Here is a 17340-nt window from a genome sequence, read left to right as displayed (position 1 = left end):
AGCGGAAAATTTCCGCTACGTTCTTTTATAAATCAAATAAACCCCAATATATTAATAACCTGGATTTTGTTTAAGATTAGGATTTGTATCCACAGCACGTTGAGGGATAGGATACAAGGTTTTGGTTTTATCCGTTTTGTTAGGACGCTGATCAACAGGATCGTTAAATTTCTCAAACCTGATCAGGTCATTTCTTCTCCATCCTTCGTAATAAAGCTCGCGGCCTCTTTCGGCAAGCATAACTGTAGCGTCAACAGACGATAAAGCACTTGCGCCACGAGGTACACGTAGCAAGTTTACAATTACCAAAGGCGTTTGTCCGCTCGGGTCTGTACCGCCACGCATAATAGCTTCGGCTTTTTCAAGTAATACATCCGCGTATCTCAAAATTACGTAGTCGTTAGATGAGTTATCATCATTAACTGTATTGTTTGCAGATGGTTGAGGAAAGTATTTAAACACCCTGATACCCTGAGCTTCAGTAGAAAAGTTAAGATCCACTTCGGGTGTAAAAATAAGTGGTTTACCACTACGCTGAGTTAAAACCTTACCGTTAGGACCATATTGCTGCCCAACAGCAAAACCTGCCCTTAAACCAACTTTATCAGTTAAGCCTGGGTATGCAACGCCACGGCGTTCGTCAGTTGCTTCAAACGATTTATAAAAGTCGGCAAGGGTAGTAAAGCCATTCCATCCATCAGGTGTTTGGTTATAATGTAAACCCATCCTCCAGCGGTTTTTTGCAGAACCCGGGGCATTTGTTGTTGTATTGTATATACCAAAAATATTTTCGTGAGATTGTTCTGAGTTATCCCATGCAAAATCCTGAAAGTATTTACCGGCAGGTTCAAGAGAATAACCCGCTGCGGTAATTTTATTGGCATATTCAATAACCTTATCCATATCTGCTTTTGCAAATGTAAAAGGGCCACCTACAGTAGTGGAAGTATACACCGCTTTATTTAGATACACTTTTGCTAAAAGAGCCTCTGCAGCTACCTTGTTTGCAACACCGATGTTAGCAGATGTTGCTGGAAGATTGGTTTCGGCATACTCAAGGTCTTTTATTATAAAAGCAGTAGCTTCTGTACGGCTCATAACAGTCGGGATAGATGAGGAAGGTGCATCAGGGTCGCGGAATGGTGCCTGACCGTAAAGGTCAACAACCTGAAACATAAAGTAAGCACGCAAAAAGCTTGCCTGAGCTTTAATACTAATATCCGATGCTTTAGTAAAAACCTGCGTTGCACGGAATACACCTATGTTTAACTGATCCCAGGTATCATTAACCTGGTTGTGCGTTGGTGTCCAGGTGTGCGTATGTAATTTACGCCAGGTACCAAAGTCTCCCCAGTCTGTACCACGGGTAGGACCCATCATTTCGTCTGTAGGATGTTCTTGTAAAGCGTAAGTATTTGCCTGATCGGCCTGACCATTTAACTGTGAGTAAACACCACCAAGCTCGGCGGCACCTGCACCGGCCGACGTTATGGATTTTGAGCCATAAAGTTTCTCATCCAATTTTGCGCAACCTGCAGCGGTCATAAAAACAATGCTACATATAGTTACTCGTGAGATTATATTTTTCATTTTCGTAATTTTAAAAACTTGCGTTTATGCCTAAGGTGAATATCCGTGATTTTGGATACGAGGTATAGTCTATACCTTTTGAAGCCACATCAGACCTTTGTTTGTCGGTGTTAACTTCCGGATCTAAACCAGAATAGTTGGTGATAAGAAATAAGTTTTGACCGGTTAAAGATGCCCTCAAGGATTTAATTTTGCTGCCTTTAAGCGGGAAGGTATAACCAATTGTAGCGTTGCTTAATCTTAAAAAATCGCCTTTTTCAAGGAAGCGGGTTGATACCTCACCTGAGTTAAGTGGATTCTCTTTAGATGCTGCTACATCATTAGTTACGTTACGACCACTAACAAGGTTGCCTTTATAAAAGAAAGCATTAGCAGTGTTATTATAAATAACAAAACCGGTTGCACCATTAAGAAAGAAACTCAAGCTAAAGTTTTTATAAGTAAAATTATTGGTTAAGCTCGCTGTAAACTTAGGGTTTGGGCTACCTTGTAACGTTGAAACGTCAATACCTTGTGGGTAAATGGAAAAGCCATTGGCATTAAAACCTGCAAAGTTAGGAACATTAAATGTGTACAGTGGCTGGCCGTTAGTAATGAGCTGCGCATAAGCGCCAGATAAACCTTGTCCGTCGATATTTCCTGTAACTATGTAGTTTTTAAAGTTTTTTAATGTGTTTTTAATAAAGGTCATATTGTAACTAATATCCCAGGTAAACTTACCACTCTGAAGTGCAGCGAAGTTTAAACCAACTTCAATACCTTTATTGATAACATCTCCATCCAGGTTTTTGTATATTTTGGGAGAGTTGGTGGGCTGTGCGATATCCTGGTAAAATAACAGATCGCTGATTGATTTGTTGAAATAATCTACCGAACCTGTTAACCGGCTTTTAATAACCGAAAAATCGATACCGGCACCATAAGTTCTATTACCCTGCCATTTCAGATCAACGTTTTGCTGATATATTTGTGGATTAGCACCGTGATAATCAAGTTGGCTTACAGCTAACGATGCATAAGACGGAATTTCTTGATTACCAGTTTTACCGTAGTTTAACCTCAAACTCAAATCATCAAAGAAACCGTCTTTTGGCATAAAGCTTTCGCTCGTTATACGCCATTTTGCCGCAAGAGCTGGAAAATTACCATATTTATGATTTGCTCCAAAGCGAGATGATCCATCCCGTCTGATTGTACCTGTCAAGATATAACGATCTTTGTATGAGTAGTTAACACGCGCAAAGTATGATTGTAACTTATAGCTTGAGCTATCGCCCACCGGATAAGCCAGGTGAGTTTTAAAATCGTTATAGTTTTTAACTAATACACCCGGTTGTGAAGTACCGAAACCAAACTCATTGCGGCTAAAGTTTTTAAATGTTTGATAAGAATAACCGACTAAAGCAGTAATTGAGCTATTATTATTAAATTTTTTCTCGTAATTTAAAGTATGCTCAGTAGTATAGTTAGTTAATTTATTATATTGATAAATGGCGGTTCCGTTACCTGTTGGAGACGGGAAGTTTTGATTCCTGATACCAATCGCGTCTGTATAACCAATAACTTTGGGATCATAAAAAGTTTTCCTTAAACCTCTTGATATATCTGCCCCAAAATTCCCTTTGTATGACAAGCCTTCAAATAGTTGCAAAGTCATTGTCAGGTTATTCAAATAACGGTTAATATTATCCCTGTCATCTATCTGGTTTAACAGTGATACCGGGTTTCTGAAACTATTGCCTGTTGGAAATCCGGCATCATTATAACCATTTAAATTAAACAATCTGCCTTGGGCATCATATACCGGAGCAGTTGGGTTCAATTGTATAGCTGCACCTATTAAACTACCATTGAAGCCGGCGTTATTGGTAATAGGCGCAAACTGATCTTTTACGTTGGAATAAGTTGATTGCAAATCAAACTTAAGCCTGCTGTTAAAAAAAGATTGAGAAGCGTTGATACGACCGTTAAAGCGTTTTAATGAAGAATTTTTTACTGTACCTTGCTGGTCATCATAACCTAATGAAGCACGGTAACTACCTGTGTTACTTGCTCCGCCAAAACCAAGGTTATAGCCTTGCGATATAGCAGTGCGGAAAATCTGCTTTTGCCAATCGGTATTGCCCCCATAATCAACACCACCACTTGATGAAGGACCAGCGTTGGCCCCCACGCTTGCAACTGCTTTTAAGAAAGCATCACGGCCAAGCACGTCATAGCGTTTGGCAGTACTGGCAACACTGGTAGTAGTAGAAAACTGTATGCCCTGGCCTTTACGGCCTTTGCGTGTAGTGATTAAAATTACACCGTTTGCACCGCGTGCACCGTAAATAGCCGCAGATGAGGCATCTTTTAAAACGGATATATTCTCGATATCAGCCGGATTAAGGAAAGAGAGTGGATTACGGGCAGATGAGCTACCGGCTCCAACTCCATATCCACCACTTGTACCGCTTTGATCAATAGGTATACCATCAATTACATACAAAGGGTTATCATTTGCGCGGATAGATCCAGCACCACGTATAGCAATAGTAGCGCCTGCGCCAGGCTCGCCGCTTGATGGGGTTACCTGTACACCGGCTACACGCCCTTGTAGTAACTGATCTGGCGTTGCTATAACACCTTTGTTGAAATCTTTAGGACTTAGAGAAGCCACAGAACCTGTAGCATCACGTACACGCTGTGTTCCGTAGCCTATTACAACTACCTCATTTAACGCTTTGCTGGATGCCTCCATGCTAACGTTAACGGCAGTAAGGTTACCAATGTTAACTGTTTGGCTTACATAACCAAGGTAGGTAAATACCAAAGCGGTAGCGTTCCCGGGAACCGAAATGCGGTACTCTCCTTCGGTGTTGGTTATAGCCCCCCCTGGTGAGGTTAATGATGTTTTAACAGAAACTCCTATTAAAGGAGATCCATCTTTTTTGTCAGTTGCCTTACCTGTAATAATCTTATTCTGGGCCATAGCTGACACCGAAAAAAGATAGACAACAGCAAACAAACATACTTTGAGTAAGTGTTTAAATTGCATAATTACTGAGATTTAGTTGAAATTGGTTTATTAATTGGTTTAGTTTTAAAGTTTAATACTGGTAGTTCAAAACACCCGTACACCTTAATGTACTTATATTCCCGACTGAGAAAATCAAAAAACATTAGTACAAAAATCTATCAAAAGCACATCCCTTAAACACCTATAAATGAAGCTTAATTGAGTTGTTTTTTTAATAACGGTAGCTGAAAATGTAATGGTTTATAATATCACACCTTAAAATGTAATGCAATTTAGTTATAATAGATGGAGAAAAATACCAGGCAGGTATGATTTGAGGGTTAAACAATTAATTTTAATATTTATATAAATTATTTAAGTGTTTTTAAAATTTAAATACATGATAATCAATTAATTAAATTTTAAAAACTTGAAAAAAATATAATCTTTTTTTACCGTTTTTTAATAAAATTTAAACTTTAAACCAATTCAAAAACGACCTTTTTTAACTTTAAAGCACATTAAACGCCTTTAAAAACTCAATTAAAATCAAAAGCTTTAATATTCATAATGCATTGTTCAAATTGCTCGGGATGCAATGACTTGGCTTTTATCCTCATCTTATAAACATAGATTGTATTTACGGAATATTCCAGTATTTTGGCAATTGTGTCATTATCAGATATTCCCATCCGAATGAGGGCAAATATCCGGAGATCGGTATTTAACACCTCATCCTCCTGTGGCCATATCTGATCTTTTTTATCAAATTGGCTATTAAAAACATTTATAAAATTGGGGAAGATCTTAACAAAAATGTGGTCAAAGCTATAATATAAATTCTCTCTTTCCTTTTTTATATCAATACTATCAATCAAGGGATGAATAGCATCATACTTTTTCATAGAAAGCTTTGCATCAATAGATATTTTTAAGTTTTCGAGCTTTAGTATATAACCCGAAATTGCTTTAAAAAATTGGCCTATATACTCTTCCTTTATTTTGGCATCTTCAATTAGTTTGCCATTGATCTCACTCAGCTGTACATTGTTGCCTTCAATTATCCGTTCCTTTATTTTAAGTTTTTTTAGTTGCTTAAATAGCATGAGCATAAAAAACACCACAAGCAATGCAAGCGCTGTTATAATCACAAGGAAAACAAGGAACCTGTTTTTTTGATGTTCAGAATTATTAAGTTCTGCGGCGGCAATTACCGGCAAAATTGAACCTATTTGTATTTTTCGCTGGCGTGCCCCGTAAAAATCAGCGTCATCCTTTGCCAATTGTATAAAACTATAGGCATCTTTAATATTGCCCTCCTTATATAGTATCTCGGCCAGGGTATAAAGCGCAACTGTTTCCCTTGTTGAAGATTTAATATCGGCGATGGCCGATTGAATCATGAGGTTAAGCCCTTCTGTTTTTTGGTTATTTTCTAAATAAATAGTACCTAATGAACACGAAACCATTGCCCTTAAATGCATGGTTATAGGTGTTTTGCTTTCCAGGAGCTTGGTAAACCAGGTTTTACCCTCTTCAAATTTCTTTTCCTGGAGTTTTTGCAAACCCAACAGGTAATTTCGGCTTATATAGTCGTCGCCACAAAAAGATATGGCCGAATCAATAAACTTATTACCCGTTTCAATGTAATTTGGGGTAAAATATTTATCGTTACTATAATTTGCCAGATCGTAATTACACCTGCCCAAAAAAAAATAATAATCTATCCTGGCCGGGTTATTTAAAGCCTTTACATCTACTTTATGTAAAAAATCAAATGCTTCATGAAACATGCCCGATGATAACAGTATAAAAGCCATTTTTACATAGCTGTAATACTCCCGGGGTTTATCTCCCCTAAGCTTACTTAATGATATCATTTTATCAACGTAAACATAGGCCGAATCAAACTGGTATGATTTATACTCACTATAAAGGCTATTCCAGTTATAAAACTGACCATCATAGTCGTCTTTTGAGAGGCGTGACAGATTAAGCTTTAACTTCTTTATCCGTATCTCTTTATTGTTATCGTAGCCATTTTTTTTTGCTATTTCATTTTTCAACTCATCTATCAAATTGTCCGTAGTATTCAAGGCAAACACTGAAAAACTTGTCAGCAAAAAAATCAGGCAGAAATAATATTTCATCTTTATTGATAGTCAATTAGGGTTATACAGCAAAGTAGTTATTAATAACAATCAAATTGCTCTTAAGCTTTGTTTGAAAATAAGGTTTAGTTTTAAATGTATCGATCATAAACCTAAAATAGTTGATCAATATTGAAACACAAAAAAATTACTAACAGCTATTAAATTTAAAGAAAATTTACCGAACATGAATTACTAAAAAGCATCCCTAATCAATCATCCACGACCAAGGTATTTTTTATTTCATTATAAATTTAATTACTGGTTTATATTTTCAAATATAAACAATAGTGTAAAAGTTATTGACCACTTACCTAATTTATGTTTAAATAAAATTAGCGTGCAAATACCGCCTCATAAAATTAAAACAACAAGTTTCTGAGACATCCAAATGCGGATATAATACATCAAATAGATAAGGAAACAAATAATGCCAATAAAATGAAAGGAATTTTTTTAAGTAACTTGATATATGTTCGGTCATAATCAAAAAACTCACTTAAATGGCGTCTCACGCAATAATTTTAAGGTTTGAATTATATATGTTGCGGAAATTTGTGCATAAGTAGTTTTTATCTCCTTACCTTTGATTAAATTATTTTCATTCCATTTAATTGAAATAAAATAAAATCCATAGTCGTTGTTTTTGCAACTAACTTTAAACTGAATTAAAGCTTATAATGATAAAATTATTTGTGGGGGGATTCCCTTTAGACATGACCGAACTCGATCTTGTCAAGATGATTAACTTACACGGGGAAGTAAGTACTATCAAAATTGTGCGCGATAAAAAAACCAGGATTTGCAAAGGCTACGCTTTCCTGGAAATGAAAGATCGTGCAGGCGCCGAAAATGCTGTAAACGCATTGGACGGCACCCCTATTGGTGATAGAACCTTAAATGTTAAAATTAACGAGGAAACAGCAATTCGCCCGGCGCCACCAAAAAAGGCTTTCGGTTTTAATAGTTTCAAAAAACCAGCAGTTGAAGCCGTAAGAAACAAAAGACCAAGAAGAACTATTTAGTTATAGCATTTAATAGTAAGATAACTTACAGATGTTATAGCCTACCTTTACTATTTTTTTGAACCGCGTTAGTCTGCAGTTTTAGGAAATGGCATCTGTAGCAAAACTGCCACACCGAATCGGTCACGTTGTCAATAACACACTGACAGTCAGTACAAATAAAAAACAAAAAAGCGTATAAGAGGTTTACAATTTTTCGCTTTTTTTCTCAATTATTAACACAAACAAACGATAACAAGCTTGAATTAAAAAATACGGCATTTTGATTGCGACTGTACCCTAATAAATATCGGGGTACATGCGAAGGTATATTGTTATCATAACATACTTTTATTTTAAGTTAATATTCTTTGCAATAATATGTTGCAAACCCCTCCCCGCGTGCTCGCAATCACTTAAGCCGGGCTCCATTGAATATTTAAAATTCTGTAATGGCCTTAAAAACATCACTCTTGGAGCAGATATAACAACTCTTCCAATTTACAGGTTAGCATATCTTGATGGTGATAACAAACCGGATATTGATAGTTGCGTAAAATATGTTTATGACGATGACAATATGTTAGCCATCGGCGATAGTTTAAAGCTCGACTTAATTGGAATCCGAACATATAAAGGCAAAATCGTTAACATCTACTTGTTTTTTAAAAGAGTTATCGCCTATAAAGTTTTAGACGATTTTATTAAAAGCTACGGTCAGTTTACTGAGCGACCCGATAATTACACAGATATTTATAATTGGAATTCAAGCGTGGCCAGTTTATCCTTGCAGTTTGAATATAAAGTTGAATTAGGGGTAGCTGTTTTTACCTGCAATGAGTTAGAAAGCAAAATAGAAGAGGCAAAACAAAAATCGCTTGTAAAAGAAAACTACCAGACGCTATCTCTACCGGGTTTTATTTTTTAGTAATAAAGGCTCACTAAACTATCAGCCTTTCCTTGTTCCTACAAAAAAGGCACTGATTCGAAGTTTAATCCGTTGCATGATCGGTATCAACATCCTCACCATTCCAGATTTTTCTTGCCGTCCAGTCCGCATCAGCTTTTTGCCAAAATTCGTCAGATACAGGCAAACCAAGAATAAGGAAAGCCTGCGAGCACAAATAAAGGCTGCCTGTTGAAATATACCCCTCGCCTATTTCGGGCTGATGGCCGTAAAGCCCTATCTGTAACCACCCCTTTGCATCAAAAGTACCGGGCGCCTCAATTTGCCTTTTTATCAGGGTATACAAGGCTGCCCTTACTTGCTGTGGTTTTATGTCATTAGGTAAAGTTTTTAACAACGCCACTTTTGATAACAGCTGGAACGCACCAAACCTATAGGCCAATGAACGGCCCAGCGGTGGATAAGTACCTTCCGGCGAGATAAATCTTTCTAATACTGCAGCGTAACGTTGCGCATGTTTTAGTGCTAAGGCATAATCTGGTTCCTTATCGTGCTTTAGCTGGTTTAAAGTTTGAAGCACCTCTAACAGCATAGGTTGAATTACAAAGCTATTGTAGTAATCCCAGTGAAAATCGGGCCCATCGCCATAAGCGCCGTCGCCTTTATACCATAACTGATGCTGTTTCAGCGCATAATCAATCCGCATCATATCACAGTTATCATCAAATTTCAATAGTGCAGCCTCAATGGTAGCGCTAAACAACAGCCAGTTTGAATATCCCGGCGTAATAACCCGTGTTGATTTTAATGCCGCTATGATGTTTGCTTTGGTTTGTACATCCAATGGTTCCCATAACTGCCGGGGTGCACGCAATAAAGCCTGGGCTAAAAAAGCGGCGTCCACCAAAGGCTGACCACCTTTATTAAAATTCATAAAATCGGCGCCATTGGGATCAGTTGCATTATGAAGGCCAAGCCTAGCAAGCGTGATATATTTACCCCTTAGTTTTCCTTCGGCACTTTTATCAGCACCCAGCTCAAGCCAGGGAGCCATGCCGGCCAATAAACGGCCAAACGCTTCAAGACAAACATAGGCACCCCTATCAGCCGTTTTTGCCTCTACAGGTATCCGCTTTTTAAGCTCATTTTTGCTTAGGGCTGTTAAAACAGGGTCGGCTATATGCACCAAGGTATTGATAAGGTATTCCCGCTCCTTAACACCGGCGTTAACATTTACCGGAGCCTGGGCAAACAATCCCGCAGATGAAAATAGCATTACAATAAAACAGCAGAATTTACTTGGCATAACCGGGATGTGGAATTAGTCCCGTAAATATAGGCAGTAAAGTTAATCTTAGTATTACAAATAGTGGCGGCGTCTCAGTTTGAAGAAGGCACAACTAAGCAATTTCCTGTGAAATTATTATATTTGTGAGAACGCTCATCTTATGGACATGGGTAATAACATTGCAAATCTATATTACAAGTCAAAAAAGATTTCGTTAATAATGTTGGCAGTAACGGCCATCATTTGCTCCAGAATGCTATTCTTCTTTTTCAATGACCCAGAAGGCCCAAATTTGATAATAGTTGCAGGCTTGACACTCGCTGTATATATTTTATCTTCGGCAGCATATATATTCGGTCCATCCAAAATAAATGGCATTAAGAGACTTTCAGCGGTGATTTGTATTCAAATACTATCGGTTATTGGTCTCTACTTTTGCATGAAATAATTTTAGCTTTTATTTGAATAATAAAAAGGGGAGTTATTTAGCGCTCTCTGTTTGTTTCTTTATCTTGTGCTTACCTCCTTTCTTTGGCTTTTCTGTCGGTAAGCTTGCACTTCTTCAAGTTTGTGTTATACTCAAATCAAATGGAAACGCTACTACAAATCGCCTACATCAACTAAAAACTATCGTTATTTCAATAATGTTTATTTGCTTTGCTCAATTATTGAAGTAACTTGAAACGGATTTTAAACGCCTTTTAAAAATCTTTTCCAATTTTAAACCTACACAGCAAGTAATAAACCTATGCTTAAAAAAAGGACACTTTTTTTAGTTCTGATATCACTGATTCCATTAACATTTATTTTAACACAATGCTTTAACGGCACAGCCGCCGACCCACGCGGGGAAGTATATGCAGGTTCGGCAAGCTGTATAAAATGCCATAGCGCCCAATATGATTCTTATATCCACACAGCGCATTTTAAAACTTCGCGCCCGGCATCGTTACAAACAATTGGTGGCAACTTTTTAAAGGGTTTTAACATTTTAGATTATGGTTACGGCCTTAAAGTAGCCATGGAAAAGCGTGGAGACAGCTTATACCAGGTGGCCTATCAAAACGGGAAACAAACCGGGGCAGAACCATTTGATATATCTGTTGGAGGTGTTAAAGCCGAAACTTATTTGTACTGGAAAGGAAAGCAGTTATTTGAATTACCTGTCTCCTATTTCAGTGCTATGCATCAATGGACCAATAGCCCCGGTTATATTCCCGACAGGGTAAATTTCAACAGGCCCATATTAAGGAAGTGCCTGGAGTGCCATACCTCATACATTGGCGAGCTTCCTCCCGAAAGCAAAGAACTGGGGTTTGATAAAACATCGCTCATTTATGGTATTGATTGCGAGCGCTGCCACGGGCCGGCTGCCAATCATGTGAATTATCATACCGAATACCCTGATGAAAAAAAGGCGAAATATATTACTACTTACCGCTCTTTAACCCGGGCTCAAAAAATGGATGCATGCGCTGTTTGCCATTCGGGTAATAAAATGGTGCCGCAAAGATCCACTTTTGATTTCCAGATGGGTGATACGTTAAACAAGTTTGTAGGCTCTGATTCATTTGCTGCAACAGCAACCCCGCCTACACTTGATGTACATGGAAATCAAAATGCGCTGCTATCATCAAGTAAATGCTATATCATGAGCAATATGGATTGTGGCACGTGTCATAATCCGCATATAAACCAGGAAAAAAGCATGGCAATGTTTACCCAAAAATGCCTTAACTGCCATAGCGAAGCCAATCATAACTTTTGCAAGCTTGCACCCAAATTGGGCACAGCCATCAAAACATATTGCATCAACTGCCATATGCCTCAAAAAGCTTCTCATGTAATTAGTTTAACAGCCCTCAATAATAAAATGAACCCGCCCTATGAGGTACGCACCCACCATATAGCAATATATCCCGAAGAAACTCAAAAAATTGCAGCCTTTATAAAGGGCGAAGAATCAAATAAAAAGAAATAGTTCAACTAAAACAGGCTAACCGTTTTATTTTTATTTAATAGTAAACAAGACCAATTTCAATCATTTTTTCTTACAACAGCCTCATCAGCAGCAGCAAGCATATTTTCTGCTTTAATAATAACCTGTTGCAAGCGGTCGCGGTTATTATCACCCCAATCGCCTATGACTTCAATAACAGGAATTAACGATTTTCCGAATTCTGTTAAACTGTATTCAACTTTAGGAGGAAGTTCAGCATAAATTAATTTACTAATCAGCTCATGATCTTCCAATTGATTAAGTTGCATATTTAATACCCTGCGCGATGCCTCAGGAATACTTCTTTGTAAGGCACCAGGACGTTTGATGCCTTTGGAGATATAATAAAGTAACATGATCTTCCACTTGCCGTTTAGTATCTCTCTAACCAGATCGAGTCCACAATCAAGTGCTATTGGAATTTTCCTTTTATACATTGTGTTGTAATATCACAAATTTAAGGTATTGGAAACTAAAACAGCATAGGGAATAATTTATCCCTATTGAATCGTTTTTCCGTACTTGTACGCGAGTGACGCCCTGTCGAACTTTGTTGCCATAAAAACACAACATCTCATGAGTACAACGAAAAAGAATGTTAATATCGATGAAACTGAATTTACGGGTAAAAGAATCCTGGTAACCGCCGGAACAAAGGGCGCGGGAAAAGCGATTTTTAATCGTTTACTAAAAGGCGGGGCAAGGATTGTTACCACTGCAAGGACGGTTCCTGATGATTTGAAGCCCGAACAATTTATCCAGGCAGATCTGAGCACCAAAGAAGGCGCGTTAAAGGTAATTGATGAAACGCTTAAACGTTTAGGCGGAATTGATATCCTTATCAATTCCCTAGGTGGATCTTCGGCACCAAGTGGTGGGGTTATGGTTTTAACTGACGAAGATTGGGCAAATGCCTTAAATACAAATTTAATGGCGGCTGTTCGCTTAGACAGGGGCATGTTACCCGCTATGTTAGCTCAGGGCTCCGGTATAATTATCCACATTTCGTCTATCCAAAGAAAAATGCCGCTTTTTGAGGCTACAATAGCGTATGCCGCAGCCAAGGCTGCATTAACCAATTACAGCAAAGGAATTGCAAAAGAACTGGCGCCAAAAGGAGTACGTGTAAATACAGTTTCGCCCGGATTTATCAATACCGATGGAGCACAGGGAATGATAAATAATATTGCATCAAAAAATGGAGGCGACAAGGTTGCGGCATTAGAAACAATTATGAATTCATTAGGCGGCATCCCCATGGGACGACCGGCTGAACCCGAAGAAGTTGCAGAGCTGGTTGCTTTTCTCGTATCTGACAGGGCAGCGTACCTGAGCGGTGGCGAGTTTGTGATTGACGGCGGATCTGTACCCACAGTATAACTATAATAAAAACAACCAGGCAAATTGGACACCATGAAAAATATAATACCAAATATAATCAGCGATTATGTTGATGCCTCAAACAGCAGGGATACAGCAAAATTACTTTCCCTTTTTACTGATGATGCCATTGTTAAGGATGAAGGAAAAAGCTATAAAGGTTTAAATGAGATTAAAGCATGGCTGAAACTGATCACTGAATTATATGAATTCCAGATGGAAGTTTTGGATATTGAACTGGAGCAACCAGCTATTATTGTTACCACCCGGCTTACAGGAAATTTCCCCGGTAAAAACCCGATTGACATACAAAACCATTTCAAATTAGCAGGCGATAAAATAATTGAGCTATCCCACAGTTGATTTTCTAATGCATGTAATTAACAAATTTTTATTAAAACCATGTTCAATTAATAGCAATTTAACATTCACTAAAACTTTTGAGCGTATTTATTGTCCCCTATCTGTACCCCTTTTTCTATTCAGTTAGTATGACAAATGAAAGCAAGCAGCCTACAGATAAAATAACTCAAAAAGAACTTACGTACATTGAAAAAGTATGGCATACGGTAGCCATTGTTGCGCTGTTGGTTGTAGTGATACTGATTGCCCGTGTTGCCTTCAATGTGTTGTTGATGGTGCTTGCCGGAATACTGATCTCCGTTTATTTTCACGGGCTCGGTGATTTAATTCAGCGAAACACCAAATGGAAACGCCGCATTTGTATGGCCATTTCTATAGGAGGCTCCTTTTCCATATTGGCAGTGCTTTTTTGGATCATGGGAACCAAAATATCAAACCAGGTGGCTGTCTTGAGCGATACGCTGCCCCATACCATCAGCAACGCTAAAATAAAAATGGCCGAAACTCCAATTGGCAGAAAAATCCTTGAATACCTTGCATCTGATAATTCGGATGCATTAATGACTACTGCCAAATCATTCTTTAATACCAGTTTTGGTGTTTTGGGCGATATTTATATCATCCTGTTCCTTGCCATATTTTTCACCTCCAATCCTGATTTATACAAAGATGGGCTGATAAAATTGGTACCAGATAGCAAGAAACCTCTCGCCCGTCAGATATTTGACCGCATCAGCTATGCGCTTAAAGGTTGGTTAAAGGGCATGATGCTATCCATGGTACTGGTGTTTATTTTACTTTCTATAGGTTTAGGCATTATGAGTATCCCGGTAGCACTCGTTTTGGCATTGCTTACTGGTCTGCTTAAGCTTATACCAAACTTTGGTTCATTGGCAGCCATGATTCCGGGTGTTTTACTCGCTTTAACCATAAGTACAAATACGGCAATTATTGTAGCGCTGATTTATATGGTAACGCAAACAATTGTAAGCAATATTGTAACACCAATTATTCAAAATAAAATGATCAACCTGCCACCCGCGTTAACCATTTTAGCGCAGGTGCTTATGGGAACCTTATCCGGTGTTTTGGGTATCATACTGGCGGTGCCTTTATTGGCTATTGTGATGATACTGGTTGATGAGTTGTATGTTAAGAAAATAAACGAAACTGATACGCCTGTTACACCCTAACTCAGCAAACTATAAACGCAGATGCTAAAATAAAAATGCGTTCCGTATCTCACCCCGGAACGCATGGTTACTAAATACGTAACATCAACTAAATCAAATTTCTCACGTTTGATTTATCTTCATAAAGAGCAGGCTTTAAAGCGCCAGGCGCTTTTTAATATTTTCGTTGTTATTAATTGGTTAAAACTCAAGGTTAATAACAAAGCTTTCACTTAAAAGTTCGTGCCAATCAAATAAATATTTAACACACAGCTACTTACCAAAAAACCATCCCAAAAATATCGTACGGAAACCTACAGCTATTGTGCGTACGTGGTACAAAAAAATCCCGGACCATTGCCCGGGATTTCTTTTCTCATCCTGTCGTTAATTAAAATTACACGCCCAGATCCTGCATAATTGCATCAATTTTAGCTTCCAATTGCTTATCGGTTTCAGCATAGGCTTCTTTACTGGCCAGTTTACCGTTTACACTGCAATAAAATTTGATCTTTGGCTCTGTACCTGATGGGCGGGCAGAAATGATACTGCCATCCGCGGTAATAAACTGAAGAACGTCAGACGTTGGCAGTTCAATAGCGGAAGTTGTATTGGTGTTCAGGTCGGTTTCTATCCTGTTTTCGTAATCCTTCAAAGTAATAACCTTTGAGCCACCTAATGTAGCAGGAGGATTGTTCCTGAATTTTTCCATCATGGCCTTAATCTCTTCAGCTCCGGTTTTACCTTTTTTGGTGATCGAGATCAGTTTTTCTTTGTAGAAACCATATTGTACATAAGTATCTAAAAGGGCTTCAAATAAGCTGCTGCCCTTATCTTTATAATAAGCTGTCATTTCGGCAATAAACGCGCTTGATACCACAGCATCTTTATCTCTCACCAGTTCGCCTATCAGGTAACCATAACTTTCTTCACCGCCGCCGATAAAGGTTTGTTTACCTTCAAATTTGGTCATTAACTCACCAATGTATTTAAAGCCGGTTAGGGTATTATAATAAGTTACGTTTTTGGCTTTAGCTATCTCTTCAATAAGGTTTGAAGTTACAATGGTTTTAACAATGTATTCTTTGCCGGTAAGTTTACCTTTTTCTTCCCATGCGCTCAGCAGGTAATTGATAAGCATACAGCCGGTTTGATTACCGTTTAGCAGGATAAACTCATTATCGGTATTTTTTACAGCAATACCCACCCGGTCAGCATCTGGGTCTGTTGCCAGTACCAGGTCGGCATCAACTTCCTGCGCCTTTTTAAGGGCAAGCGTTAACGCTTCTTTTTCTTCGGGGTTTGGATACACTACAGTAGGAAAATTCCCATCGGGTGTAGTTTGCTCGTCAACCAGGATCACATTTTCAAAACCAAATCGCTTTAATGCCTGTGGCACCAAAGTAATTCCTGTACCGTGAATAGGTGAAAAAACAATCTTAAGGTCCTTTTGGCGCTGGATAGCTTCCGGCGAAACAGAAAGCTCAGTGATCTTATCTAAATAAAGATTATCTATTTCCTCACCTATCTCTTCAATATTGGCATCAACACGATTAAATTTAATATCATCTACACTGGCAATCTTAGCCACCTCATCCATTACAGCCTTATCATGAGGCGCAACAAACTGACCGCCATCGGCACCATAAGCTTTGTAGCCATTATATTCTTTTGGGTTATGAGAAGCGGTTAACATTACTCCGCTTTTGCAACCAAAGTGGCGTACAGCAAAAGAAAGCTCTGGTGTTGGGCGCAGCGCTTTAAAAAAGTAAACGTGAATATCATTAGCAGAAAACACCTCGGCAGTGATGTTTGAGAACAGATCGGCATTGTTACGGCTGTCATGCGCTATAGCTACCTTAACCTTTTCGCCCGGATACGTTTTTTTAAGGTAATTAGCTAAGCCCTGGGTAGCAGCGCCAATAGTGTACTTATTAATACGGTTTGATCCTGGACCCATGGTTCCGCGCAAACCGCCGGTTCCAAACTCCAAATCGCGATAAAACGAATCCGTTAATTCGGTATATGCTTTTTGATCAAGTAACGTCTGAATTTCCTGTTTAACATCGGCATCATAATTTCCCTGAAGCCAGGTGTTCACTTTTTGAAGAATTGATGGGTCTAAGTCTTGCATTTTTAAATAGATTATTGGTAAACCTGTACTGTAACAAATATGGTAATAAAATGTGTTTTTAAAAGTGCAATAAAAAAACTGCAACGCTTAAAATATAAATACCATTTAATGTTGCTAAATGTAACATTTTCTGCAATTATCTATAATTATAAAAATTGCCAACAGTTAATTAATCTGCATTTGCCCTGTTATTGTCCATACATAATTATTATTTTACAGGCTAAACCGGATTCCGTATAGTGAGGTTTGTAAAGCGAATGTCATCATCAATAAAAAACAAAAAATAATTTTGAAACGATCGTTTCAAAATTATTATCTTTGACCTATCAAAACAAAAACAACAACATAAAAAATA

General features: G+C 38.2%; 12 protein-coding genes. 6 read left to right on the top strand and 6 right to left on the bottom strand.

Annotation, left to right across the window (positions count from 1 at the left end; translation table 11 throughout):
- Nucleotides 1–51: 51 nt before the first annotated feature.
- The 3 genes from AC1DYB_RS22695 to AC1DYB_RS22685 form a co-directional block, all read right to left on the bottom strand.
- Nucleotides 52–1590 carry a RagB/SusD family nutrient uptake outer membrane protein gene (locus tag AC1DYB_RS22695; RefSeq protein ID WP_295716310.1) on the bottom strand — a complete coding sequence of 513 codons (1539 nt, stop codon included), beginning with the start codon at nt 1588–1590 and terminating at the stop codon, nt 52–54.
- 10 nt (nt 1591–1600) lie between these two features.
- A complete protein-coding gene (locus AC1DYB_RS22690; RefSeq protein WP_477438235.1) occupies nt 1601–4627 on the bottom strand; it encodes a SusC/RagA family TonB-linked outer membrane protein in 3027 nt (1008 codons plus the stop codon).
- A gap of 500 nt (nt 4628–5127) precedes the next feature.
- Nucleotides 5128–6738, bottom strand: coding sequence for a DUF6377 domain-containing protein (locus AC1DYB_RS22685; protein ID WP_477438233.1), 1611 nt, complete (start codon nt 6736–6738; stop codon nt 5128–5130).
- A 680-nt stretch (nt 6739–7418) separates the two neighbouring features.
- Between AC1DYB_RS22685 and AC1DYB_RS22680 the strand changes: the two genes are divergently transcribed.
- Together AC1DYB_RS22680 and AC1DYB_RS22675 are read left to right on the top strand one after the other, a co-directional pair.
- On the top strand, nt 7419–7763 hold the full coding sequence (locus tag AC1DYB_RS22680) for an RNA recognition motif domain-containing protein (protein WP_477438231.1): 345 nt from the start codon (nt 7419–7421) through the stop codon (nt 7761–7763).
- A 298-nt stretch (nt 7764–8061) separates the two neighbouring features.
- Nucleotides 8062–8670, top strand: coding sequence for a hypothetical protein (locus tag AC1DYB_RS22675; RefSeq protein ID WP_477438229.1), 609 nt, complete (start codon nt 8062–8064; stop codon nt 8668–8670).
- 64 nt (nt 8671–8734) lie between these two features.
- Here the strand turns inward: AC1DYB_RS22675 and AC1DYB_RS22670 are convergent, their stop codons facing one another.
- Nucleotides 8735–9955 (bottom strand): DUF2264 domain-containing protein, encoded by a 1221-nt coding sequence (locus tag AC1DYB_RS22670; RefSeq protein WP_477438227.1) that lies wholly within the window; start codon nt 9953–9955, stop codon nt 8735–8737.
- A gap of 730 nt (nt 9956–10685) precedes the next feature.
- On the opposite strand from AC1DYB_RS22670, the gene AC1DYB_RS22665 reads away from it, so the two are divergent.
- Entirely contained in the window at nt 10686–11918 is a 1233-nt protein-coding gene (locus AC1DYB_RS22665; protein WP_477438225.1) for a multiheme c-type cytochrome, read from the top strand.
- Between the two features lie 56 nt (nt 11919–11974).
- Here AC1DYB_RS22665 and AC1DYB_RS22660 read toward each other — a convergent pair whose 3' ends face one another.
- A complete protein-coding gene (locus tag AC1DYB_RS22660) occupies nt 11975–12373 on the bottom strand; it encodes a winged helix-turn-helix transcriptional regulator (RefSeq protein ID WP_477438223.1) in 399 nt (132 codons plus the stop codon).
- Between the two features lie 139 nt (nt 12374–12512).
- Here AC1DYB_RS22660 and AC1DYB_RS22655 point away from each other — a divergent pair, with 139 nt between their 5' ends.
- The 3 genes from AC1DYB_RS22655 (at nt 12513) to AC1DYB_RS22645 (ending at nt 14872) form a co-directional block, all read left to right on the top strand.
- Nucleotides 12513–13316 (top strand): SDR family oxidoreductase, encoded by an 804-nt coding sequence (locus AC1DYB_RS22655; protein WP_477438221.1) that lies wholly within the window; start codon nt 12513–12515, stop codon nt 13314–13316.
- A gap of 33 nt (nt 13317–13349) precedes the next feature.
- The gene (locus AC1DYB_RS22650) at nt 13350–13679 is read left to right on the top strand and encodes a nuclear transport factor 2 family protein (protein ID WP_477438219.1); all 330 of its coding nucleotides are present in this window, start codon (nt 13350–13352) and stop codon (nt 13677–13679) included.
- 128 nt (nt 13680–13807) lie between these two features.
- Nucleotides 13808–14872 (top strand): AI-2E family transporter, encoded by a 1065-nt coding sequence (locus AC1DYB_RS22645; protein ID WP_477438217.1) that lies wholly within the window; start codon nt 13808–13810, stop codon nt 14870–14872.
- 376 nt (nt 14873–15248) lie between these two features.
- Here the strand turns inward: AC1DYB_RS22645 and AC1DYB_RS22640 are convergent, their stop codons facing one another.
- Nucleotides 15249–16985, bottom strand: a complete 1737-nt coding sequence (locus AC1DYB_RS22640) for a phospho-sugar mutase (protein WP_477438215.1) — start codon at nt 16983–16985, stop codon at nt 15249–15251.
- Nucleotides 16986–17340 lie beyond the last annotated feature (355 nt).

This window comes from Mucilaginibacter sp. P2_A4 (assembly GCF_056405015.1).
Note: the sequence above shows the minus strand (reverse complement) of the source record. Positions and strands in the feature narration are given on the sequence as shown.

Coding starts and splice junctions, on each gene's coding strand:
- AC1DYB_RS22665 (WP_477438225.1), top strand. CDS start 10,686: ATGCTTAAAAAAAGGACACTTTTTTTAGTTCTGATATCACTGATTCCA.
- AC1DYB_RS22640 (WP_477438215.1), bottom strand. CDS start 16,985: ATGCAAGACTTAGACCCATCAATTCTTCAAAAAGTGAACACCTGGCTT.
- AC1DYB_RS22650 (WP_477438219.1), top strand. CDS start 13,350: ATGAAAAATATAATACCAAATATAATCAGCGATTATGTTGATGCCTCA.
- AC1DYB_RS22685 (WP_477438233.1), bottom strand. CDS start 6,738: ATGAAATATTATTTCTGCCTGATTTTTTTGCTGACAAGTTTTTCAGTG.
- AC1DYB_RS22680 (WP_477438231.1), top strand. CDS start 7,419: ATGATAAAATTATTTGTGGGGGGATTCCCTTTAGACATGACCGAACTC.
- AC1DYB_RS22645 (WP_477438217.1), top strand. CDS start 13,808: ATGACAAATGAAAGCAAGCAGCCTACAGATAAAATAACTCAAAAAGAA.
- AC1DYB_RS22675 (WP_477438229.1), top strand. CDS start 8,062: ATGCGAAGGTATATTGTTATCATAACATACTTTTATTTTAAGTTAATA.
- AC1DYB_RS22690 (WP_477438235.1), bottom strand. CDS start 4,627: ATGCAATTTAAACACTTACTCAAAGTATGTTTGTTTGCTGTTGTCTAT.
- AC1DYB_RS22660 (WP_477438223.1), bottom strand. CDS start 12,373: ATGTATAAAAGGAAAATTCCAATAGCACTTGATTGTGGACTCGATCTG.
- AC1DYB_RS22695 (WP_295716310.1), bottom strand. CDS start 1,590: ATGAAAAATATAATCTCACGAGTAACTATATGTAGCATTGTTTTTATG.
- AC1DYB_RS22670 (WP_477438227.1), bottom strand. CDS start 9,955: ATGCCAAGTAAATTCTGCTGTTTTATTGTAATGCTATTTTCATCTGCG.
- AC1DYB_RS22655 (WP_477438221.1), top strand. CDS start 12,513: ATGAGTACAACGAAAAAGAATGTTAATATCGATGAAACTGAATTTACG.